This window comes from Stutzerimonas azotifigens DSM 17556 (assembly GCF_000425625.1).
Classification (GTDB): Bacteria; Pseudomonadota; Gammaproteobacteria; order Pseudomonadales; family Pseudomonadaceae; genus Stutzerimonas; species Stutzerimonas azotifigens.
On record NZ_KE384424.1, the window covers coordinates 34910 to 57548 of the forward strand.

The 22639-nt window shown below is 68.9% G+C and carries 22 protein-coding genes; 15 read left to right on the forward strand and 7 right to left on the reverse strand.

Annotated elements, in window-relative coordinates; translation table 11 throughout:
- Positions 1-81: 81 nt before the first annotated feature.
- From gshA to H610_RS0122220, 3 genes are all read right to left on the reverse strand, one after another.
- Positions 82-1668: a glutamate--cysteine ligase gene (gshA, locus tag H610_RS0122210; protein ID WP_028241724.1), complete on the reverse strand. Its 1587-nt coding sequence runs from the start codon at positions 1666-1668 to the stop codon at positions 82-84.
- A gap of 146 nt (positions 1669-1814) precedes the next feature.
- Positions 1815-2204, reverse strand: a complete 390-nt coding sequence (locus H610_RS24385; RefSeq protein WP_084166531.1) for a PaaI family thioesterase — start codon at positions 2202-2204, stop codon at positions 1815-1817.
- A gap of 3 nt (positions 2205-2207) precedes the next feature.
- Positions 2208-4532, reverse strand: coding sequence for a Tex family protein (locus H610_RS0122220; RefSeq protein WP_028241725.1), 2325 nt, complete (start codon positions 4530-4532; stop codon positions 2208-2210).
- 399 nt (positions 4533-4931) lie between these two features.
- Here H610_RS0122220 and ompR point away from each other — a divergent pair, with 399 nt between their 5' ends.
- Positions 4932-5666, forward strand: coding sequence for an osmolarity response regulator transcription factor OmpR (gene ompR / locus H610_RS0122225; protein WP_028241726.1), 735 nt, complete (start codon positions 4932-4934; stop codon positions 5664-5666).
- A gap of 102 nt (positions 5667-5768) precedes the next feature.
- Positions 5769-7091: an ATP-binding protein gene (locus H610_RS0122230; RefSeq protein ID WP_028241727.1), complete on the forward strand. Its 1323-nt coding sequence runs from the start codon at positions 5769-5771 to the stop codon at positions 7089-7091.
- A gap of 7 nt (positions 7092-7098) precedes the next feature.
- On the opposite strand, the gene rimK is transcribed toward H610_RS0122230, so the two are convergent.
- Together rimK and rimB are read right to left on the reverse strand one after the other, a co-directional pair.
- Positions 7099-8004 carry a 30S ribosomal protein S6--L-glutamate ligase gene (gene rimK / locus H610_RS0122235; protein WP_028241728.1) on the reverse strand — a complete coding sequence of 302 codons (906 nt, stop codon included), beginning with the start codon at positions 8002-8004 and terminating at the stop codon, positions 7099-7101.
- On the reverse strand, positions 8001-8462 hold the full coding sequence (rimB, locus tag H610_RS0122240; protein WP_043239380.1) for a retropepsin-like aspartic endopeptidase RimB: 462 nt from the start codon (positions 8460-8462) through the stop codon (positions 8001-8003). Before rimB ends, rimK begins: the two co-directional genes overlap by 4 nt.
- Positions 8463-8563: 101 nt before the next feature.
- Here rimB and hslR point away from each other — a divergent pair, with 101 nt between their 5' ends.
- The 3 genes from hslR (at position 8564) to H610_RS0122255 (ending at position 11648) form a co-directional block, all read left to right on the forward strand.
- Entirely contained in the window at positions 8564-8959 is a 396-nt protein-coding gene (hslR, locus tag H610_RS0122245) for a ribosome-associated heat shock protein Hsp15 (RefSeq protein ID WP_028241730.1), read from the forward strand.
- A gap of 85 nt (positions 8960-9044) precedes the next feature.
- Positions 9045-9938 (forward strand): Hsp33 family molecular chaperone HslO, encoded by an 894-nt coding sequence (gene hslO / locus H610_RS0122250; protein WP_028241731.1) that lies wholly within the window; start codon positions 9045-9047, stop codon positions 9936-9938.
- 165 nt (positions 9939-10103) lie between these two features.
- A complete protein-coding gene (locus H610_RS0122255; RefSeq protein ID WP_028241732.1) occupies positions 10104-11648 on the forward strand; it encodes a phosphoenolpyruvate carboxykinase in 1545 nt (514 codons plus the stop codon).
- Positions 11649-12274: 626 nt separating this feature from the next.
- On the opposite strand, the gene H610_RS25745 is transcribed toward H610_RS0122255, so the two are convergent.
- A complete protein-coding gene (locus H610_RS25745; protein ID WP_161630490.1) occupies positions 12275-12442 on the reverse strand; it encodes a hypothetical protein in 168 nt (55 codons plus the stop codon).
- 190 nt (positions 12443-12632) lie between these two features.
- Here H610_RS25745 and H610_RS0122260 point away from each other — a divergent pair, with 190 nt between their 5' ends.
- The 4 genes from H610_RS0122260 (at position 12633) to H610_RS0122275 (ending at position 15739) form a co-directional block, all read left to right on the forward strand.
- Positions 12633-13553, forward strand: a complete 921-nt coding sequence (locus H610_RS0122260) for an aldo/keto reductase (RefSeq protein WP_028241733.1) — start codon at positions 12633-12635, stop codon at positions 13551-13553.
- Between the two features lie 5 nt (positions 13554-13558).
- A complete protein-coding gene (locus H610_RS24390) occupies positions 13559-14872 on the forward strand; it encodes an NTP/NDP exchange transporter (protein WP_051231925.1) in 1314 nt (437 codons plus the stop codon).
- Between the two features lie 69 nt (positions 14873-14941).
- Positions 14942-15298, forward strand: a complete 357-nt coding sequence (locus tag H610_RS0122270; protein WP_028241734.1) for a hypothetical protein — start codon at positions 14942-14944, stop codon at positions 15296-15298.
- 66 nt (positions 15299-15364) lie between these two features.
- On the forward strand, positions 15365-15739 hold the full coding sequence (locus H610_RS0122275) for a hypothetical protein (protein WP_043239383.1): 375 nt from the start codon (positions 15365-15367) through the stop codon (positions 15737-15739).
- On the opposite strand, the gene H610_RS24395 is transcribed toward H610_RS0122275, so the two are convergent.
- Positions 15700-16710 carry an alpha/beta fold hydrolase gene (locus H610_RS24395; RefSeq protein ID WP_201768390.1) on the reverse strand — a complete coding sequence of 337 codons (1011 nt, stop codon included), beginning with the start codon at positions 16708-16710 and terminating at the stop codon, positions 15700-15702. The genes H610_RS0122275 and H610_RS24395 overlap by 40 nt on opposite strands.
- 220 nt (positions 16711-16930) lie before the next feature.
- Between H610_RS24395 and H610_RS0122285 the strand changes: the two genes are divergently transcribed.
- From H610_RS0122285 to H610_RS24400, 6 genes are all read left to right on the forward strand, one after another.
- Complete coding sequence (locus tag H610_RS0122285) at positions 16931-17494, forward strand: histidine phosphatase family protein (protein WP_028241736.1); 564 nt, start codon at positions 16931-16933, stop codon at positions 17492-17494.
- A 138-nt stretch (positions 17495-17632) separates the two neighbouring features.
- Positions 17633-18883 carry a 3-hydroxyacyl-CoA dehydrogenase gene (locus H610_RS0122290; protein ID WP_028241737.1) on the forward strand — a complete coding sequence of 417 codons (1251 nt, stop codon included), beginning with the start codon at positions 17633-17635 and terminating at the stop codon, positions 18881-18883.
- A gap of 225 nt (positions 18884-19108) precedes the next feature.
- Complete coding sequence (locus H610_RS0122295) at positions 19109-20272, forward strand: iron-containing alcohol dehydrogenase (protein WP_028241738.1); 1164 nt, start codon at positions 19109-19111, stop codon at positions 20270-20272.
- A gap of 33 nt (positions 20273-20305) precedes the next feature.
- Positions 20306-20758, forward strand: coding sequence for an acyl-CoA thioesterase (locus tag H610_RS0122300; RefSeq protein ID WP_028241739.1), 453 nt, complete (start codon positions 20306-20308; stop codon positions 20756-20758).
- Complete coding sequence (locus tag H610_RS0122305; protein WP_028241740.1) at positions 20755-21657, forward strand: alpha/beta fold hydrolase; 903 nt, start codon at positions 20755-20757, stop codon at positions 21655-21657. The genes H610_RS0122300 and H610_RS0122305 overlap by 4 nt, the downstream gene beginning before the upstream one ends.
- Positions 21658-21744: 87 nt before the next feature.
- Positions 21745-22236 (forward strand): GNAT family N-acetyltransferase, encoded by a 492-nt coding sequence (locus H610_RS24400; protein ID WP_084166532.1) that lies wholly within the window; start codon positions 21745-21747, stop codon positions 22234-22236.
- The last annotated feature ends 403 nt before the right edge of the window (positions 22237-22639 follow it).

The following is a 22639-nucleotide window of genomic DNA, read 5'->3' on the forward strand; positions in this document are numbered from 1 at the left end:
GCACCGCTGCTTTTGTGGGAGGCCCGCCCTCGGGGCGAGCTTTCGGGCTTTCCGCGCTGCAGGGTGGGTGTCCTGCAGCGGTCAGACGCTCGGTGGTGTCGCCAGGCTGTCCTGGTAGGCGCGCACGAAGCTGTCGAAGTCGACGCTGTCCTGCTGCTCCAGGTCGCGCTGCGCCTGCAGCGAACGCTGCGCCAGCGCTTCGAAGTGCGCCAGTTCGTCGCCGACCACCGGCTTGCGGCGGAACAGCTCGGCGTGCCCCAGGCTCTGTCGCAGGGCGAACCGGCTGAAGCTCTCGCGGTTTTCCAGCAACTGTTCGAGCAGCTGCGCCGAAGGCGTCAGCGACGGATCGGCGACCTTGGCCTGCTGCACGATCACCGCCTGGCGGTGCAGGTCGTCGCCGCCGGCGCGGTCGAGCAGCTCGGCGACCTGCTGGATCTGCCCGAGCAGCGCCTCGGCCCAGGTCTTCATTTCCACCGGCTCGCCGCGGCGCTGCAGGGTCAGCCCCGGGCGCCGGCCCTCGCGTACCACGGTGAGGAAGTTGTCGGTGCTCATCCCGCATTCGCCGTCGGTCAGCAGCGGGCTGTCGGCCAGCGTGCAGAACACCAGGAAGGCGTCGAGGAACAGCGACTCGGTGAGGTCGATGCCCAGCGGCAGGAAGGGGTTGATGTCCAGGCAGCGCACCTCGACGTACTGGATACCGCGCTCCTGCAGGGCGCGGATGGGGCGCTCGCCGGGGCGGGTGACGCGCTTGGGGCGGATGCTCGAGTAGTACTCGTTCTCGATCTGCAGCACATTGGTGTTGAGCTGGATCCACTGGCCGTCGCGCTGGGTGCCGATGGTCTCGTAGGGTGGGTAGGGCGTGGTCACCGCGCGGTGCAGGCTCTCGGTGTAGCTGCGCAACTCGTCGTAGCAGGGCGTCAGGCCCGCCTGGGCGTTGTTCTGGTAGCCCAGGTCGCTCATCCGCAGGCTGGTGGCCCAGGGCAGGTAGAGGGTGTCGGCGTCGAGCTGTTCGAGGCTGTGCGGGCGGCCGCGCAGGAAGCCGGCATCCAGCGCCGGCGAGGCGCCGAACAGGTACATCAGCAGCCAGCTGTAGCGGCGGAAATTGCGGATCAACGCGAGGTACTGGGCGGACTGGTAGTCCTGCGGGCTGCGATCGTCGCCGTCGGCGGCCTGCAGCACCGGCCACAGCGCCTCGGGCAGCGAGAAGTTGTAATGGATGCCGGCGATGCACTGCATGGCCCGACCGTAGCGCACCGCCAGGCCCTGGCGGTAGACGTGCTTGAGCCGGCCGATGTTGGAGCTGCCGTACTCGGCGATGGGGATCTGCGCCTCGTCCGGCAGCGGACAGGGCATCGACGGGCTCCACAGGTATTCGCCGGCGAGCTTGGCGTAGGTGAAGCGGTGGATCGCCTCGAGTTCCTGCAGCGTCTGCGCCGGGTCGCTGGCGGTGCCGGTGATGAACTCCAGCAGCGCCTCGGAATAGTCGGTGGTGATGTTCGGGTGCGTGAGGGTGGAACCGAGCGCCGCGGGGTGCGGGGTCAGGGCCAGCTGGCCCTGGGTGTCCACGCGCAGGCATTCACGTTCGATCCCGTGCAGGCACTGGTTCAGCAGCGAAACATGGGGGGGCTCGGCCAGCAGCGCCAGGCGTTGGGAGAGAAGATCGCTCAATGGGTGGATTCCTTCACGCGTCAGTCGGCCCAATATGGGGATGCGGCGAGCGCCCTACAAGTGGATTTCGGAGCGGGACGCTGGCCCGCCGGCGCCGGGAAAAGGGCCCTGCCGTTAGGCAAGGCGGTTGCGCAAAGGGTTCGCCCTCAGAGCACGGCGAAGGTGGCCTGCGCCTTGGCGACCAGCTTGTCTTCCTGGTGTACCTCGGCCTCGATGACCTGCGTGCGCCGGCCGTCGTGCACCACCCAGGCGCGGCAGCGCAGCTCGCCCTCTTCCACGCCGCGGATGTAATTGACCTTGCACTCGAGCGTCACCGCCTTGGCCTCGCCGCCGTTGAGGCTGTGACTGGCCTGGCCCATGGCGGTGTCGATCAGCGAGAACAGCGCGCCGCCGTGCAGCTTGCCGCGCACGTTGCGCAGCCCGTCGTGCATCTGCAGGCGCAGCACGGCCTGGCCGTTTTCGGCTTCGAGAATCTCCAGTCCCAGTAGGCGCCCGAAGGCGCTGCTGGTGCCCACTGCTTCAACACGTGCGGTCACGGTTCACTTCCTCAGTTGCTTGGCGTTGGCGAACAGCGCCGCCATGGCCGGGTTCGTCGTCTGCTTGTTGTTGTCCTGGCGCGGGGCGCCGCGTTCGCGGTCGCCGGGCTTGCCCTTGCGCGGATTGCCGCCGCCACGGGGGCCTTCGACCTTCTCCCCGGGGGTGTCGCTCATGCGCATGGACAGCCCGACGCGGCCGCGCGGAATGTCCACTTCCATCACCTTGACGCGGACGATGTCACCGGCTTTGACCACTTCGTAGGGGTCCTTGACGAACTTCTCCGACAGCGCGCTGATGTGCACCAGGCCGTCCTGGTGCACGCCGATGTCGACGAAGGCGCCGAAGTTGGTGACGTTGGTCACCACGCCCTCGAGCACCATGCCGGGCTTGAGGTCCTTGAGGGTCTCGACGCCTTCCTGGAATTCGGCGGTCTTGAACTCCGGGCGTGGGTCGCGGCCGGGCTTGTCCAGTTCGCCGAGGATGTCGGTGACGGTCGGCAGGCCGAAGGTCTCGTCGGTGAACTTCTTCGGGTCCAGGCGCTTGAGGAAGGCCGAGTCGCCGATCAGCGTGCGGATGTCGCGGCCGGTGTCCTGGGCGATGCGCTGCACCAGCGGGTAGGTCTCCGGGTGCACCGCGGAGGCGTCCAGCGGGTTGTCGCCGTTCATCACGCGGAGGAAGCCGGCGGCCTGCTCGAAGGTCTTGTCGCCCAGGCGCGGCACCTTCTTCAGGTCGCTGCGGCTCCGGAAGGCGCCGTTGGCGTCGCGGAACTGCACGATGTTGCCGGCCAGGGTCGCGTTCAGGCCGGAAATGCGCGCCAGCAGGGCCGCCGAGGCGGTGTTGACGTCGACGCCGACGGCGTTCACGCAGTCCTCCACCACCGCGTCCAGCGAACGGGCCAGCTTGAGCTGGGAGACGTCGTGCTGGTACTGGCCGACGCCGATGGATTTCGGGTCGATCTTCACCAGTTCGGCCAGCGGGTCCTGCAGGCGGCGGGCGATGGACACCGCGCCGCGCAGCGACACGTCCAGGTCGGGGAATTCCTTCGCCGCCAGCTCCGACGCCGAGTACACCGAGGCGCCGGCCTCGCTGACCATGAGCTTGGTCAGCTTGAGCCCCGGCACCTTCTTGATCAGCTCGCCGGCCAGCTTGTCGCTCTCGCGGCTGGCGGTGCCGTTGCCGATGGCGATCAGGTCCACCGCGTGCTTGGCGCACAGCCTGGCCAGCACCGCCAGGGTGCCGTCCCAGTCGTTGCGCGGCGCGTGCGGGTAGACGGTGGCGGTATCCAGCAGCTTGCCGGTGGCGTCGACCACCGCCACCTTGCAGCCGGTGCGCAGACCGGGGTCAAGCGCCAGCACCGTGCGCGGGCCGGCCGGCGCGGCCAGCAGCAGGTCGTGCAGGTTGCGGGCGAACACCGAGATGGCTTCGTCCTCGGCCTTGTCGCGCAGCTCGCCGAGCAGGTCGGTTTCCAGGCTGGTGTAGAGCTTGACCTTCCAGGTCCAGCGCACCACCTCGGCCAACCACTTGTCGGCGGCCCGGCCGCGGCTGGAAATGCCGAAGCGCTCGCCGATCATCACCTCGCAGGGATGCAGCGTGCCGGGGGTTTCGTCGCCGACCTTCAGGGCGATCGACAGCACGCCCTCGTTGCGCCCGCGGAAGATCGCCAGCGCGCGGTGCGAAGGCACGCCCTTGAGCGCCTCGTCGTGCTCGAAGTAGTCGCTGAACTTGGCGCCTTCGTTTTCCTTGCCGGCCACCACACGGGCGGCCAGGGTGGCATTGTCCTTGAGGAAGCCGCGCAGCCTGGCCAGCAGGTCGGCATCCTCGGCGAAGCGCTCCATGAGGATGTACTTGGCGCCTTCGAGCACGGCCTTGACGTCGGCGAAGCCCTTCTCGGCATCGACGAAGCGCGCGGCTTCCTGCTCGGGGTCCAGCCCGGGGTTGCCGAACAGCGCGTCGGCCAACTCGCCGAGCCCGGCTTCCAGGGCGATCTGGCCCTTGGTCCGGCGCTTCTGCTTGTACGGCAGGTAGAGGTCTTCGAGGCGGGTCTTGGTGTCGGCCAGGTCGATCTCGCGCTTGAGTTCGGGGGTCAGCTTGCCCTGCTCCTCGATGCTGGCGAGGATCGAGACGCGGCGTTCGTCCAGTTCGCGCAGGTAGCGCAGGCGCTCCTCCAGGTGGCGGAGCTGGGTGTCATCGAGGCTGCCGGTGACCTCCTTGCGGTAGCGGGCGATGAAGGGCACGGTCGAGCCCTCGTCGAGCAAGGCCACGGCGGCGGCCACCTGTTGCGGGCGCACGCCCAGTTCTTCGGCGATGCGGGAGTTGATACTGTTCATGGAGGTCCTGCTGCGGGCTTGAATTGCGGCCAGCCGGCCGGAAAGCGCGGGATTATAGGGGAAAGCGCGGCGGCCGGCTGCACGGGCGGTGGATGGTGCCCGCGCTTGCCATGGGGTGGGCTTCAGCCCACCGTGAAGGTGGAAGGGAGGCTGCAGGTGGTAGGCTAGAAGCGGCTGGAGGCTGGAGGCGAAAAGCGCGGGAAAGCGCTTGACAGCGTTTTGGCGAAGCTTGGCACACTGGAAGCCTTCAGCCTTCAGCCTTCAGCCTTCAGCCTTCAGCCTTCAGCCTTCAGCCTTCAGCCTTCAGCCTCCTTCCAACGAAAAATCTGCTAACAATGGCCGGCAATGACCGACGCGGCGGCACGCCATAATGCCGCGCACCAGTTCCCGGGAGTTTCCATGAGCAGCACCGCCGCCGCCCCTGAGGGCGAAAAGATCCTCGTCGTCGACGACGACGCCCGTCTGCGCCGTCTTCTCGAACGCTTCCTGGAAGAACAGGGCTACCGCGCGCGCACCGCGGAGAACACCGAGCAGATGGACCGCCTGCTGGCGCGCGAGCTGTTCCACCTGGTGGTGCTCGACCTGATGATGCCGGGCGAGGACGGCCTGTCGGCCTGCAGGCGGCTGCGCGAGGGTGGCAACCAGGTGCCGATCATCATGCTCACCGCCAAGGGTGACGAGGCCAGCCGCATCCAGGGTCTGGAGCTGGGTGCCGACGACTACCTGGCCAAGCCGTTCAACCCGCGCGAGCTGCTGGCGCGGATCAAGGCCGTGCTGCGCCGCCAGGCGCCGCAGGTGCCCGGCGCGCCGGCCAGCGAGGACCAGGTGGTCACCTTCGGCGGCTACTCGCTGTCGCTGGCCACCCGCGAACTCAAGCGCGGCGACGAGGTGCACATGCTCACCACCGGCGAATTCGCCGTGCTCAAGGCACTGGTGCAGCATGCGCGCGAGCCGCTCACCCGCGACAAGCTGATGAACCTCGCCCGCGGCCGCGAATGGGACGCCCTGGAGCGCTCCATCGACGTGCAGATCTCCCGCCTGCGCCGGCTGATCGAGCCCGATCCGTCCAAGCCGCGCTACATCCAGACGGTCTGGGGCGTCGGTTACGTGTTCGTGCCTGATGGCAACAAATAGGAGCCGACAGAAGCGCTTGAGGCTTGAGGCTGAGCGGGGTGGGGCGTTGCGTTTGCTCCTCCAGCCTTCAAGCCTCCAGCGCTCTCGTCCGGCCTTTACCCTATGAAAACCCCCCTCTGGTTCCCGCAGAGCTTCTTCGCGCGCACCCTGTGGATGGTGCTGATCGTCGTGCTGTTCTCCAAGGTGCTGATGCTCGGCTACCTGATGATGAACGAGGACATGCTCGTCGACCGCCAGTACAGCCACGGCGCGGCGCTGACGCTGAAGGCCTACTGGGTCGCCGACCCGGAGACGCGCGTGCGCATCGCCGAGGCCGCGGGACTGCGCCAGGTCGGGGAAAGCCAGGTGCCGCCGGGCGAATACCACTGGCCCTATTCGGAAATCTTCGAGCGGCAGATGCAGCAGGAACTGGGGCCCGAGACCGAGGTGCGGGTGCGCATCCAGCCGACCCCGTCGCTCTGGGTCAAGGCGCCGCGGCTTGGCGAGGACTGGGTCGAGGTGCCGCTGTACCCCTATCCGCTGAGCGGCCAGAGGATCTGGAGCGTGCTCGGCTGGTTCCTCGGCATTGGCCTGCTGTCGACCGCGGCGGCCTGGGTGTTCGTCAGCCAGTTGAACCTGCCGCTCAAGCGCCTGGTCTACGCCGCCCGGCAGATCGGCCAGGGGCGCAGCGTGCGGCTACCGGTCAGCGACACGCCGAGCGAAATGACCGAGCTGTACCGGGCGTTCAACCAGATGGCCGAGGACGTCGAGCAGGCCGGGCGCGAGCGCGAGCTGATGCTCGCCGGCGTCTCGCACGACCTGCGTACGCCGCTGACCCGGCTGCGCCTGTCGCTGGAGCTGATGAACAGCGACGCCGAGCTGACCGAGGAGATGATCCGCGACGTCGAGGACATGGACGCCATCCTCGATCAGTTCCTCGCCTTCGTCCGCGACGGTCGCGACGAGCCAGTGGAGGATACAGATCTGGCCGAGCTGATCCGTGAGGTGGTCGCGCCCTACAACCAGCATCGCGAGCAGGTGCAGCTGCATCTGCAGCCGATGCCGCGCTTCGCCCTGCGCCGGGTGTCGATCAAGCGGCTGCTGGTCAACCTGATCGAGAACGCGCTGCGCTACGGCGGCTCGTCGGTGGAGGTGGCCGCCTACCTGTCCGGCGACCAGCAGGCGCCCTATGTGGTGCTCAGCGTGCTCGACCGCGGCAGCGGCATCGCGCCGGAAGAGCTGGACGCCATCTTCAATCCCTTCATCCGCGGTGATCGCGCGCGCGGCGGCAAGGGCGCGGGGCTCGGCCTGGCGATCGTCAAACGCATCACCGCGCAGCATGGCGGCATAGTCGAATTGCGCAACCGCGAGGGCGGCGGCCTGGAGGCGCGAGTGAGTCTGCCACTGGGGCTGCTGCTACCGCGCGATGCCCTCAGGCAGGATTGAAAGGGACTCAGCCCTTGCCGCGGGTGCGGGTCATGTTCGGCCCGCCGTTCTTTTCCAGGTACTGCACGATCATCCCGGCAACGTCCTTGCCGGTGGTGGTCTCGATGCCTTCCAGACCGGGCGAGGAGTTCACTTCCATCACCAGCGGGCCGTGGTTGGAGCGCAGGATGTCGACGCCGGCGACGTTCAGCCCCATCACCCGGGCTGCGCGCACGGCGGTGGAGCGCTCCTCGGGGGTGATCTTGATCAGGCTGGCGGTGCCGCCGCGGTGCAGGTTGGAGCGGAACTCGCCGGGCTTGGCCTGGCGCTTCATCGCCGCGATGACCTTGTCGCCGACCACGAAGCAGCGGATGTCGGCGCCGCCCGCTTCCTTGATGTATTCCTGCACCATGATGTCCTGCTTCAGGCCGAGAAAGGCCTCGATCACCGATTCGGCCGCCTTCTGCGTCTCGGCTAGCACCACGCCCATGCCCTGGGTGCCTTCCAGCACCTTGATCACCAGCGGCGCGCCGCCGACCATCTGGATCAGGTCGGGAATATCATCCGGCGAGTGCGCGAAGCCGGTCACCGGCAGGCCGATGCCCTTTCGCGAGAGCAGCTGCAGGGCGCGCAGCTTGTCGCGCGAACGGCTGATGGCGACCGACTCGTTCAGCGGAAACACCCCCTGCATCTCGAACTGGCGCAGCACCGCGCAGCCGTAGAAGGTCACCGAAGCGCCGATGCGCGGGATCACCGCGTCGAAGCCCTCCAGCGGCTTGCCCCGGTAGTGGATCTGCGGCTTGTGGCTGGCGATGTTCATGTAGGCGCGCAGCGTGTCGATCACCACCATCTCGTGGCCGCGTTGCTGGCCGGCTTCGACCAGCCGTCGTGTTGAATACAGGCGCGGATTGCGCGACAGCACGGCGATTTTCATGAGGCTCCGGGAGTCAGGATCTGGGGTTTGTCTTGCAGGTAGGTGCGCGCGGGGTCGATGAGCCAGTTGCCGTCGACCAGCGCCTTGGAGCCGAGCAGCACGCGGTAGCGCATGGTCTTGCGGCAGGTCAGGGTGAACTCCACCGGCCAGGCGCGGCTGCCGAGCGCGAGCAGGGTGCGGATCACGTAGCGGGTCTGCACCTGGCCGTTGGAGCTCTTGATGGTCTTGCAGGCCACCAGCGGCGCCTCGCAGCGGTGGCGGCGCTGGACCAGCGTGCCCAGGTGCGCGCTGAAGCGCACCCAGGGCTTGCCGTTGCGCTCGAACGGCACGATGTCGGTGGCGTGCAGGGCCGAGGTGCTGGCGCCGGTGTCGATCTTGGCGCGCAGGCCGACCACGCCGAGGTCGGGGAGGGCGATCCATTCCCGCAGGCCGATGAGGGTGTGCGTCTCGAGCGTCATAGGGGGTTCCGGACGAATAGCGCGCATTCTAGTCGGGGCCGTGTGACATCTGCATCCATCTGCTGCAGGCTACGGCCAGGTCGCGTTCGAAGAGTGAGGCAATGAGCGAAAAAGACGATGACAAGGTCCGCCTGGACAAGTGGTTGTGGGCCGCGCGCTTCTTCAAGACGCGCGCGCTGGCCAAGGCGGCCATCGAAGGCGGCAAGGTGCACTGTCGCGGCGAGCGCTGCAAGCCCGGCAAGGAGCCCAAACTCGGCGAGGAGCTGAGCATCCGCACCGGCTTCGACGAGCGCACGGTGGTGGTCAGGGCGCTGTCCGGCGTGCGCCGCGGCGCACCGGAGGCGCAGACGCTGTACGAGGAGACCGCCGACAGCATCGCCCGCCGCGAGCAGGCCGCGGCGCAGCGCAAGGCCGGTGCCTTGGGGCTGGCCACCGACGGCCGGCCGAGCAAGAAGCAGCGCCGCGATCTGCACCGCTTCCGGTTCGAACACGACTGACGGCGCCTTCCTGCCCCGTCACTTTGCTCCTAGAATGCGGTCCCTTTTCGCAGCTCCCCCTTCCATCAATCCGGACGGTCGCCCCATGCTCGAATCCGATTTCACCCAGCGCTTCCTTTTCGACGACACCGACGTGCGGGGGGAGTGGGCCGGGCTCGAGCGCAGCTACGCCGAGGTGCTGGCCAAGCATCCGTATCCCGAACCGGTCGCCGCGCTGCTCGGCGAACTGCTGGCCGCCGCGGCGCTGCTGGTCGGCACCCTGAAGTTCGACGGCCTGCTGGTGCTGCAGGCGCGCTCCGCCGGCGCGGTGCCGCTGCTGATGGTCGAGTGCTCCAGCGCACGCGAGGTGCGCGGCATCGCCCGCTACCACGCCGAGCAGGTCCAGCCCGGCGCGACGCTCGCCGAGCTGATGCCCGAGGGCGTGCTGACCATGACCGTCGATCCGACCCGCGGCCAGCGCTACCAGGGCATCGTCGCGCTCGAAGGAGCGACCCTGGCGGACTGCCTGTCCGGCTACTTCGCCACCTCCGAGCAGTTGCCGACGCGCTTCTGGCTCAGCGCCGACAGCCGCCGCGCCTGCGGCGTCCTGCTGCAGCAGCTGCCGGCCGATCGGGTCAAGGACCCGGAGGCGCGCGAGGCCGACTGGCAGCACCTGACCACCCTGGCCGACACCCTCACCGCCGAGGAACTGCTCAGCCTGGATCCGGAAACCGTGCTGCGCCGGCTCTACCACCAGGAGCAGGTGCGGCTGTTCGACCGGCTGCCGCTGCAGTTCCGCTGCAGCTGCTCGCGCGAGCGCTCGGCCAACGCGCTGGCCAGCCTCGGCCGGGAGGATGCCGAGCTGCTGCTGCAGGAACAGGGCGGGAAGGTCACCATCGATTGCCAGTTCTGCAACCAGCGCTACGAGTTCGACGCCACCGACATCGCCCAGCTGTTCGCCGGGGGCGGCAGCGAGGCGCCGTCCAGCACCCGGCACTGAGGCTGTCAAAGCGCCAGCGCGGCGCTGAACCTTTGCCTGGGCGTGCGCTCTTACCAGCGTGCTGACGTTTTCTGTCATAATCGCCGGCACTTTTTTCGATGTAGTCGGCTGCAACGGCCGCTACACCTTCAGGAGGAATCCGGCCGCGGGCCGACGGGGACACTCATGACACAAGCCACTCAAGCCGTTTATACCGATATCAGCACCGCCCAGTTGATCGAAGAAGCTCTCCGTCGCGGTGAAGGCGAACTGGCCGCCAACGGCTCGCTTGTGGTGAAGACCGGACATCGCACCGGCCGCTCGCCGGCCGACCGCTTCATCGTCGAAGAGCCGAGCACGCAGGCGAAGATCGCCTGGGGCGCCATCAACCGCCCGTTCCCGGCCGAGAAGTTCGACGCCCTGTGGGACCGTGTGGCGACCTTCGCCGCCGGCAATGACCACTTCGTTTCGCACGTCCACGTAGGGGCCGATCCGGACCACTACCTGCCGGTCAAGATGACCACTGGCACCGCCTGGCACAACCTGTTCGGCCGCTGCCTGTTCATCAACCCGGAGCAATACAACCCGAGCGGCAAGGAAGAGTGGCAGGTGCTCAACGTGCCGCAGTTCGAGTGCTCGCCCGAGCGCGACGGCACCAACTCCGACGGTTGCGTGATCATCAACTTCGCCGCCAAGAAGGTGCTGATCGCCGGCATGCGCTACGCCGGCGAGATGAAGAAGGCCATGTTCTCCGTGCAGAACTTCCTGCTGCCGGAAGAGGACGTGCTGCCGATGCACTGCGCCGCCAACATGGGCGAAGAGGGCGACGTGACCCTGTTCTTCGGCCTGTCCGGCACCGGCAAGACCACCCTGTCGGCCGACGAGAGCCGCTACCTGATCGGCGACGACGAGCACGGCTGGGGTGTCGGAACCGTCTTCAACGTCGAGGGCGGCTGCTACGCCAAGTGCATCGACCTGTCCGAGAAGAACGAGCCGGTGATCTGGAAGGCCATCCAGTTCGGCGCCGTGCTGGAGAACGTCGTCCTCGACGAGAAGACCCGCCAGCCCGATTACGCCGATGACAGCCTGACCCAGAACAGCCGCGCCGCCTACCCGCGCGAGCTGATCGAGAAGCGTGTCGACGCCAACCGCGCCGGCGAGCCGAACGCGGTGATCTTCCTCACCTGCGACCTGACCGGCGTGCTGCCGCCGGTGTCGATCCTGAACAACGAGCAGGCCGCCTACCACTTCCTGTCCGGCTACACCGCGCTGGTCGGCTCCACCGAAATGGGTTCGGGCAGCGGCATCAAGTCGACCTTCTCCACCTGCTTCGGCGCGCCCTTCTTCCCGCGCCCGGCCGGCGAGTACGCCGACCTGCTGATCAAGCGCATCAACGGCTTCGGCTCCAAGGTCTACCTGGTCAACACCGGCTGGACCGGCGGCGGCTACGGTGTCGGCAAGCGTTTCAACATCCCGACCACTCGCGGCGTGATCGCAGCGATCCAGAGCGGCGCGCTGATCGGCGCCGAGACCGAGCACCTGCCGATCATCAACCTGGACGTGCCCAAGTCCGTGCCGGGCGTCGACACCAACCTGCTCAACCCGCGCAACACCTGGGCCGACAAGAACGCCTACGACGAAGCGGCCAAGGGGCTGGCGCAGAAGTTCATCGAGAACTTCAAGAAGTTCAACGTCTCCGACGCCATCCGCGACGCCGGGCCGCAGCTGTAAGGCTGTCCGCTGTCTGAAAGAGCCGCCTTCGGGCGGCTTTTTCGTTCGGGGTGGCGCGTGCCGGCGGGCCGCCCTCATCCGGCCCTGAGGGCCACCTTCTCCCGTGGGGAGAAGGGAACGCGCCGCGGCGTTGCCAGTTCGCTCTATGCACCTGTAGGAGCAGGCTCTGCCTGCGACCATGGCACGCACGGTGTCATGCATCGATACCAGCCCCCTTCTCCGGGCTGGGTGAGGTGCACTTCTTCCCTCATCCGGCCCTGAGGGCCACCTTCTCCCGTGGGAGAAGGGAACGCGCCGCGGCGTTGCCTGTGCGCGCTATGCACCTGTAGGAGCAGGCTTCTGCCTGCGACCGTGGCCCGCACGGTGTCGTGCATCGATACCAGCCCCCTCTCCGGGCTGGGTGAGGCGCACTTCTTCCCTCATCCGGCCCTGAGGGCCACCTTCTCCCGCGGGGAGAAGGGAAAAGCAACCGCGGCGGCAGGCCCGAACCCGTGGGAGCGGTCTTGACCGCGAACGGACTTGCACGCTGCCACGCCGAACCAATCCCCCTCTCCCTCCGGGAGAGGGCTGGGGGGAGGGCCTGTGCAGGGCCCATCCCTCTAGCGCCTTCGCGAAGGACGAACGCCTCACCCCGCGTAATGGTCCAGCGGAACCCCATCGGCGCCGCGTTCTTCATCGCTGTCCGCGTCGGGCTCGGGTGGCCGCCGCTCCTTCTCCGGGCGGCCGCGCGGGTGCTGCGGCGGACACGCGGTCGCGGAATCGGCGGGTGGTCGGTTGCGGGTATCGTTGGCCATGGAAGGGCTCCCCTTTGCGTTCTGCGGGTATGGACGTCCTGCCTCGCCCCGGGTTCGGCGACGGCGACCGGCTGCCGGCTGCCGCCGACCCGTTACGTCGAGCCCGGACTCGGCTAGTCTTTCCGGATTCGCCGACCGTGCCCGCGACGCGCGGCCATTCGCCCCGGCGTAGCAAGAACGAGGAGAGTCCATGCCCAGCAGACGCCAGTTCATCCAGGGAACGGCCGCGATGGCCGCCATCGCCACACTCGGCCCGGCCCTGCCGGCGCTCGCCGTGAGCGAGCAGGGCCTGTTGCAACGGGCCATTCCTTCGACCGGCGAGCTGTTGCCGGCGGTGGGCCTCGGCACCTCACGCACCCTCGATGTGTCGCTGGAGGACGACAAGGCGCTCAAGCCGCTGCTGGAGGTGGTGCGCACGCTGGTCAACGGCGGCGGCAAGCTGATCGACACGGCGCCGAGCTACGGCCGCTCCGAGCAGGTCGCCGGCGCGTTGAGCCAGCGGCTGACGGCGCGCGACAAGCTGTTTCTCGCCAGCAAGGTCTCCTCCACCGGCCGCGAGGCGGGCCAGCGGCAGATCGCCGACAGCTTCGCCGCGCTGCAGACCGAGGTGATCGACCTGATGCAGGTGCACAACCTGCAGGACACCGCCACCCAGCTCGCGCTGCTGCGCGAGCTGAAGGAGCAGGGCAAAGTGCGCTACATCGGCGTCACCCACTACCGCGAGGGCGCGCACGACGAGCTGATCGAGGTGCTGCGCAAGGAAAAGGCGGATTTCGTCCAGTTCAACTACTCGGTGGCCGAGCGCAACGCCGAGGCGCGCCTGCTGCCGTTCTGCGCCGACCAGGGCATCGCCACCCTGGTCAACCGCCCGTTCACCCGCGGCAACCTGCTGTCGAAGGTCAAGGGTCAGCCATTGCCTGCCTGGGCAGTGGAGCTCGGCGCCAGCTCCTGGGCACAGCTGCTGCTCAAGTTCGTGCTGGCCGAGCCGGCGGTGACCGCGGTCATCCCGGCCACCTCGAATCCGCGCTACATGGCCGAGAACCTGCGCGCCGGCCAGGGTCGGCTGCCGGACGCGCGGCAGCGTGAAATGATCGTGGCGGCCTTCGGCTGAGCCGGATGGCGTCGCGTGCGGCGCGCCTGATCGGCGCCGAAGCGGGCGAGCTGCTGCCGGCGCTCGCCGGTTTCGCCCTGTTCTTCTGCCTGTTCTGCGGCTACTTCATGCTGCGGCCGATCCGCGAGGCCATGGGCATCGCCGGCGGCGTCGAGCACCTGCAGTGGCTGTTCACCGCCACCTTCGTCGGCATGCTGCTGGCGGTGCCGCTGTTCGCCTGGCTGAATTCGCGGGTGCCGCGGGCGCACTACATCGACTGGGTGTACGGTTTCTTCGCCAGCAACCTGCTGCTGTTCGCCGCCCTGTTCGGGGTGCTGGAGAACGAGGTTTGGCTGGCCCGTGTGTTCTACGTGTGGATTTCGGTCTACAACCTGTTCGTCGTCTCGGTCGCCTGGAGCCTGATGGCCGATGTGTTCGATGCGCGCCAGGCGCGCCGGCTGTTCGCCTTCATCGCCGCCGGCGCCAGCATCGGCGGGCTCGCCGGCCCGGCCTCGAGCGCCCTGCTGGTGCCGCTGACCGGCGAGGGCGGGCTGATCCTGATCGCCGCGCTGCTGCTCGGCGTGGCGCTGGCGCTCAAGCACTACCTGATGGCCTGGCGTGCGCTCGGTGGGGCCGGACGGCCTGGCGCGCCGCCGGCGGAGAGCCCGCGCCGGCCGGTGCCCGGCAACCCCTTCAGCGGCCTGACCCGGGTGCTGCGCTCGCCCTACCTGCTGGGCGTAGCCGGCTTCGTGGTGCTGCTGGCGACGGTGAGCACCTTCCTCTACTTCGAGCAGGCGCGGCTAGTGGCCGGGCTGTTCCCCAACCGCGAGACCCAGGTGCGGGTGTTCGCCAGCCTCGATTTCGTCGTGCAGGCCGGCGCGCTGCTGTCGCAGTTGTTCGTCACCGGCCGCATCGCCCAGCGCCTGGGCGTCCGCGTGCTGCTGGCGGCGGTGCCGGCGCTGGTCTGCCTGGGTTTCCTGGCGCTGGCCCTGGCGCCGACCTTCGCCGTGCTGGCGGCGGTGATGGTGGTGCGTCGCATCGGCGAGTACGCCTTCGTCCGCCCCGGCCGCGAGATGCTCTTCGCGCCGCTGGACGCCGAGAGCAAATACAAGGCGAAGAACGTCATCGACACGCTGGTCTATCGCGGCGGCGATGCCGTCTCCGGCTGGGTGAAGAGCCTGCTCGACGGGCTCGGCCAGGGGCCGGCGCTGGTCGCCCTGGTCGGTGCCGGCTGTGCGCTGGCCTGGGGCGTGCTCGGCTGGCAGCTGGGCAAACGCGCCGATCGCCCGGCCGCGCTGGAGGGCGAGGGTGATACCGCGAAACGAATGGATGCGGATTGATTCGGTAGCGTGCCGAACTCGACGGGCGACCTCCCTTCTAAGCTGCAACGGCAAAACCACGGAGGCGCGATGAAACCCACAGCCATCTGCCTGCTCGGTGCGGCCCTGCTGGCCCTGCCGGTCGGCGCGGCCGATCTGCCGGTCGAAACCCGGATCGACGGCCTGCCGCTGGATGTCGAGTCGCTCGGCGTGTCCTCGAGCAAGCTCGAGCTGACCGGCGTCCAGGCGGTCAAGGTCACCAACCGCGGCGAGCGAACCGCCTCGTGCCGTTTCGAAGGCCCGGCGGGAGAAATCGCCATGTCCAGTTCGCCGGCCAGCGACATCGAGCCGGCCGAGCAGGTGATCATGCGTGTCCCGGACGAATACGTCGGCGGCGAGGTACGGGCCACGCTGGTGTGCCGCGAGGTCGGCACGGTACCGCGCTGAGCCCGGCCTCGCCCAGGCGCGCCCGACAAGGCTAGACTCTCCGCCGCCGACCACTGGAGCCCTCGGATGAACCCCACCGACCTCAATGCCCTGTCCCGCGATGCGCTGCGCGGCCATCCCGATGCCGCCGACTGCACGCTCTACCGGCCCGACCCGGGCGATCCCGAGGAAGAGCTCGACCTGGGCGACGGCAAGGTGCTGATTGGCGCTCCCTTCGAGCCGCCGCAGGCGTGGGACGCGGCCGAGCGCGAGGCCTTCTTCGGCGACCTGGCGCCCGAGCGCTTCGTGCTGGCGCGCATCGTCCTGGACGACGCGGCGACCGAGCCGGTTCCGGGCGATGTGCTGGCGGTGAGCCTGGCCAACAGCGACGTGCAGACGTACTTCGTCGAGGACCGTCAGGATCAGCTATACGTGCTGTTGCGCGACGAATTCGACGACTGAGCCGCGGCGCCCTCGTCGGCGGCGCGCTGCCAGGCGGCCTCGAGCCAGCGCGCCAGGTGCGCGTCGTGGGTCACCGGCAGCATGTGCCCGCCGTCGACCAGTTCCAGCCGCAGCCGCGGGATCCGGCCGAGCAGCCGCTCGCCATGCAGGCGGTGGTCGAGGATGCGGTCGCCGCGGCCATAGATGATCTCCACCGGCAGCGTCAGCGAGGGATAGCGTGCCGCCAGCAGCGGCATTTCCACGCCGGCGCTGCACAGGTCGGAGGAGGCGGCGAAGAAATTGCCCGGGCGCATGGCCAGCTCGGCGCCGCCGCGCACGGCGAAGTCCGCCGGCACCGGGGCCGGGGCGAAGGCCTGCCGCAAGGCGCGGCGCTGGGTCAGGCGGCCGACCGGCACCGCCAGGGTCCAGGCGAGCAGCCGGCGCAGCGGCGCCGAGGCGATGGCCAGCTGCGTGAGCAGTTTCGGCGGCTCCAGCACCGGCTGGGTCAGCGGCGCGATCAGCGCCAGGCCGCCGACGCAGCCGGGGTGGTCGAGCGCCAGCGCCAGGACGATCGCCCCGCCCAGCGAGTGGCCCACCAGCAGCGGGCGCTCCAGGCCGAGGGCGTCGATGAACCGGGCGATCAGCCGCGCCTGGCCGTACAGGCCGGGAAACGGGCCCGGCGCCGGGCTGGAATAGCCCGAGCCGGGACGGTCGAGCACGATCACCCGGTGCCGCTGCGCCAGTTCCCCGGCCAGGCTGTAGGTGAAGTTGCGCAACTGCCCGCAGAGCCCGTGCACCATGACGATCGCCGGCCCCCTGGCCGGTGCGTCTGCGGCCGGCCGCAGGTCGAGGTAGTGCAGGCGGGCGCCGTCGACCTCGACGAAGCCTCCGTCCACCGGTACCCGGGCTTCGGCGCGGCGCGCCCGGCCAGCGCTGTACCAGGCCAGGCCCAGGCCGGCCGCCGACAACGCCAGCAGCATTTTTCCGATCATCGCATCGCTCCTCGACAGGCCGCAGGCACCGGCGGCCGGCGTGCATCTTGCCGACCGGCCCGCGCCGGCGGCAACCCGGGGTGCATTGAAATGCCAGGGCGCCTTCGGTCCCGCCGCGGCAGTATGCGAGGGAACTGGCGACCACACCGGCAGATCGATGAAACCGGCACGCCCGCCGCGCCGCGCTGTCGGATGTTCAGCGCCACTTGCCGGAACGCCCATGCAGATCATCCTGGTACGCCACGGCCGGCCCGATCACTCGCACGCCGGCTGGTGCACGCCGCGCGAAATGAAGGACTGGATCGCCCGCTACAACGCCGCCGAGGTGGTGGTCGGCGAGGCGCCGGCGTCGCTGCGCCGCCTCGTCGAATCGGCCGACCGGCTGGTGTGCAGCTCGCTGTCGCGCTGCGTGCAGTCACAGGCGGCGCTCACCGATGACCGCCAGCAGCCCAGCGACCCGCTGTTCGCCGAGGCCCATCTGCCCTACCTCGACTGGGATTTCCCGCGCCTGCCGGTGCGCGCCTGGCGGCTGCTGTTTCGCAGCGCCTGGTTCTGCGGCCTCTCCCGCCACACCGAGTCGATCGCGGTGTCCAACCGCCGTGCGCGGGCCGCCGCCGAGCGCCTGGTCGAGCTCGCCGAGGCGCACGGCTGCGTCCTGCTGATCGGCCACGGGATCATGAACATCCTCATCGGTCGCCAGTTGCGCCGGCTCGGCTGGTCCGGCCCGCTGCACCTGATCATGCGCCGCTACTGGGCGCCGAGCATCTACCGCAAGGCCGGCTGAGCGCGCGGTACGGGGTGGACGGACGGAAGGATCGCGCCGGTCTGCGCGGCGATATTCAGCTGCCGAATACGGCTTACCACGGCGTGCGATTTGGCCAATAGTAGATGTCGTCCCATAACAACAACTCGAGGATCCTCCATGAGCAGCACGCCCGTTTCCGTCCCGCCCATCCGCCAGGTCGCCGTGATCGGTGCCGGCACCATGGGCCGTGGCATCGTCATGAGCCTGGCCAGCGCCGGCATCGAGGTGCTGTGGCTGGACAACAATCCCGAGATGATCGAACAGGGCCTGACCGTGGTGGCCGAGACCTATGCGCACAACGTTCGCCAGGGGCGCATCAGCGAAGAGCAGGCGGCCACCCGACGCGCCTGCGTGCGGGCGGTGGCCGACTACGCGGCGCTGGCCGAGGCCGACCTGGCGATCGAGGCGGTCTACGAGAACCTCGGCATCAAGCAGGAGATCTTCCGCCAGCTCGACCGCACGCTGAAGCCGGAGGCGATTCTCGCCAGCAACACCTCGGCGCTGGACATCGACGCCATCGCCGCCGTGACCGGGCGAGCCGAGCGGGTGCTGGGCCTGCACTTCTTCAGCCCGGCGCACATCATGAAACTGCTGGAAATCGTGCGCGGCGCCCGCACCGCCCCGGCGGTGCTCGACGCGGCGCTGGAGCTGGGCCGGCGCATGGGCAAGGTCGCGGTGGTCGCCGGCAACTGCCATGGCTTCATCGGCAACCGCATGCTCGCCACCTACGTGCGCGAGGCGCGGGCCATGCTGCTGGAGGGCGCCTACCCCTACCAGGTGGACGCGGCGCTGCAGGGCTTCGGCTTCGCGATGGGCCCGTTCCGCATGTATGACGTGGTCGGCATCGACCTGGAATGGCGCGCCCGCCAGCTGGCCGGCGAAGGCCAGGACCTGCCCGAGGTGCAGGTGGACAACCGCCTGTGCGAACTCGGCCGCTTCGGCCAGAAGACCCGCATGGGCTACTACCGCTACGCCGAGGGCAGCCGCCAGGCCGAGCACGATCCGCAGGTCGACGCGCTGGTACAGCAGGTCGCCGAGCAGCTGGGCTACCGGCGACGCGAGATCGGTACCGAGGAAATCGTCGAGCGCTCGTTGCTGGCGCTGGTCAACGAGGGCGCGAAGATCCTCGAGGAGGGCATCGCCGCCAGCAGCCGGGACATCGACCTGGTGTACCTCAACGGCTACGGCTTCCCGGCGGACAAGGGCGGGCCGATGGCCTGGGCTGACGCCCAGGGCGTCGCCAGCATCCGCGACCGCCTGCTGGCACTGCAGGAGCGTTTCGGCGCGCACTGGCAGCCGGCCGCGCTGATCGAGCGCCTGGCCGCCGAGGGCAAATCGTTCGCGGATTTGCAGCAAGCGCGCGCCTGAGGGGGCGCCCGCTGCGGGCGAGCCCCTCCGCCAACCGGCGCAATGCGCCTGCGGCAATGACGACCTCTCCCGCCGGGGAGAGAGCAGGGCGAGGGGCCGGCGGCAACGGCGCTCGGCGTTGTACGGAAAGACGTACTCTCCCTGCGGGGGAGCACGGGGTGAGGGCGCTTTCGATGCGACCCTTCCGTCGAACGGCCAGTCCGCAAAAACAACAAGGAGGCAACAATGAATCCGTTCAGTTTCGCCACCACCGCCCAACTGATCTGCGAACCGGGCGCGTCGCGCCGCCTGGCCGCTTTGTGCCGCGAGCGCGAGGCGCGTTCGGTGCTGATCGTCACCGACCCGGGCATCACCCGCTTCGGCCTGCTGGACGGGGTGCTGCCGGGGTTCCAGAGCGAGGGCATGGCGGTCGCCGTCTACGACCAGGTGCTGGCCGATCCGCCGGAATCGGTGGTGCTGGCCGCGGTGGAACAGGCCAGGGCGCGGCGCGCCGACCTGGTGGTCGGCTTCGGCGGCGGCAGCTCGATGGACGTCGCCAAGCTGGTGGCGCTGCTGGCGCATCCGGACGGCACTCAGTTGCTGCATGATGTCTACGGCGTAGGCAACGCCAGGGGCCGGCGCCTGCCGCTGATCCAGGTGCCGACCACCGCCGGCACCGGTTCGGAAGTGACGCCGATCGCCATCGTCACCACCGGCGAGACGACCAAGATGGGTGTGGTCTCGCCGCTGCTGCTGCCGGACCTGGCGCTGCTCGACGCCGACCTGACGCTCGGCCTGCCGGCGCCGGTGACCGCCGCCACCGGCATCGACGCCATGGTCCACGCCATCGAGGCGTACACCAGTGCGCTGAAGAAGAACCCCATGTCCGACCTGCTGGCGCGCGAGGCACTGCGCCTGCTGGCCGGCAACCTGGAGGAGGCGGTGCACAACGGCGGCAACCGCGAGGCGCGCCAGGCCATGCTGCTCGGCGCCTGCCTGGCCGGCCAGGCGTTCGCCAACGCGCCGGTGGCGGCGGTGCACGCGCTGGCCTATCCGCTCGGCGGGCACTTCCACATTCCGCACGGGCTGTCCAACGCGCTGGTGCTGCCGCACGTGTTGCGCTTCAACGTCGGCGTGGCCACCACCCACTATGGCGAGCTGGCGCCGATCGTCCTCGGCGAGCGGCTGCGCAGGGGCGACCCCGCGAGCTATGCCGAGCAGCTGATCGAGGAATTCGAGCAGCTGTCGGCGCGCGTCGGCCTGCCGACCCGGCTGCGCGACGCCGGCGTGCCGGAACACATGCTGCCGAAGCTGGCCAGCGAGGCGATGCTGCAGCAGCGCCTGTTGGTCAACAACCCGCGCGAGGTCACCGAGGCCGATGCCCTGGCCATCTATCGCGCCGCCTACTGACAGCCCCGTCCACTCACCCGGGAATTCCTGCGCATGGCCCAGCTACCCGAGCACAGACGCGCCGACTACCGGCACTTCCAGCCGATCACCACGCGCTGGCACGACAACGACATCTACGGCCACGTGAACAACGTGACCTACTACGGCTTCTTCGACAGCGCGGTGAATGCCTACCTGATCCGCGAGGGCGGGCTGGACATCCACGACGGCGAGGTGGTGGGCTTCGTGGTCAGTTCCAGCTGCGACTATTTCGCGTCCATCGCCTTCCCCGAGCCGATCGAAGTGGGGCTGCGCGTCGACCGGCTCGGCAACAGTTCGGTGCAGTACGAGCTGGCGATCTTCAGGCAGGGCGAGGAGGAAGCCTGCGCCGCCGGCCGTTTCGTACACGTGTTCGTCGAGCGCGCCAGCAACCGGCCAACGCCGATTCCGGCGCGCCTGCGCGCCGCGCTCGAGGCGCTGCTGGTGGAAACGGAGGCGCGCACATGAAGCTCAGCCAGCGGATGCTCGACACGGTGGCCGCGATGGCCCCGGAAGCCTTCGCTCGGCGCATGCTGGAAGAGGGGCGCGTCCGGGCCGGGCTGACGCGCCACAGGCTGCGCCTGGACGATGGCCTGGAATACGTCTACCTCGAGGGCGGGCGAGGCGAGCCGTTGCTGTTGCTGCACGGCTTCGGCTCGAGCAAGGACAACTTCGCCCGGGTGGCTGCCCATCTCACTTCGTACTACCGGTTGCTGATACCCGACCACATCGGTTTCGGCGAATCGTCCAAGCCCGCCGAGGGCGATTACAGCCCGCCGGCGCAGGCCGAGCGGCTCCGTCGTTTCGCCCGTGCCCTGGGCATCGAGCGGCTGCACCTGGGCGGCAGCTCCATGGGCGGCCATATCGCCATGACCTACGCCGCGCTCTACCCCGAGGCGGTGGCCAGTCTCTGGCTGCTCGACCCCGGCGGCGTGCGCAGCGCGCCGCGCCAGCCGGTGTGGGAGAGCTTCAAACGAACCGGGCGCAATCCGCTGCTGGTCGACAGCGGCGAGGACTACGCGCGGCTGTTCGCGCTGCTGATGAGCGACCCGCCCTACGTGCCGCGGCCGGTGTTCGAGGTGATGGCGCGGGCGCGCATCGCCAACCGGGAGGTCGAACAGCGTGCCTTCGAGCACTTCGGCCGCGACCCGCTGGAGGCGCGGGTCGAGGGCTTGCCGGTGCCGACGCTGATCGTCTGGGGCGAAGAGGACCGGCTGCTCGGCGTGGCCTGCGGCGAACGCCTGCAGCAGCTGATTCCCGGCGCCCGGCTGATCCGCCTGCCGGGCATCGGCCACCTGCCGATGATCGAGTGCGCCGAACGCTGCGCCGCCGACTATCGCGCGTTCCGCGCCGAACTGGCCGGCTGAGGCAACGGAACGGCACGGCCGGCGCACGGCTCCAATGCAGGGTAGCGGCCGCGACCGGCGGCCGACCCGACAGAGGAGCGTCGCCACATGATACGTCCGGCCACCCCCGCCGACATGGAACGCGTTCTGGCCATCTGGCTGAAAGCCTCCCTGCAGGCCCACGACTTCATCGAGCCGGCCTTCTGGGAAGGCAAGCTCGAAGACATGCGCACTCACTACCTGCCGAGCGCCGATGTACGGGTGTACGAACGGGACGGGACGGTGCTCGGCTTCTGCGCCCTGCAGGAGAACGTGCTGGCGGCCCTGTTCGTCGATCCCGAGGCGCAGGGCCAGGGCATCGGCACCGCGCTGCTGTGCGAGGCCAGGCGGCTGGCGGGAGGGCACCTCGAGCTGTCGGTATACCAGCGCAACCGCGACGCGGTGGCCTTCTACCAGCGCCATGGCTTCTGCCAGATCGACCTGCGCACCGACATGCGCGCGGGCCATGTCGAGCTGGTGATGCTGGACGGCGGGGAGCCGCCGCAGGGCAAGAGCGCGGCGGTCGACGAAGAAGACGCCGCGCTGCTCGGCGGGCACTAGTCTTCCGGGAAAAGACTGCATTGGTTCAAGGCGCCGAATCTCGTAGCGCCCACCATGTCGTGCGCTCCGGTGTTGGCCTGTATTGGTGGGCTGAAGTCCACCCTTGTATCTCGACTACCACGCCATCCGGGGTGATAGTTCCCGACTGATCATCGGGGGAAGGTCAGGAAGCCGTGCCCACCCTGAGGCCCTGAGCCTGTGAAGTAGATACTGCTCCGGCCTTCCACACTCACTCTTGAAGCTCGAACGGTATCCAGAGCCCGCCGCTGGCGAGAGCTCGCATCCACAAGGTTGAGCCGAGTGCAGTGATGATCGTTGGATCAATAGAAGGAGTTTCCATGCCCCGCGTCATCGGCATCGATATCGCCAAGCGCACGTTCGACATCGCCACCCTGCAAGCCAA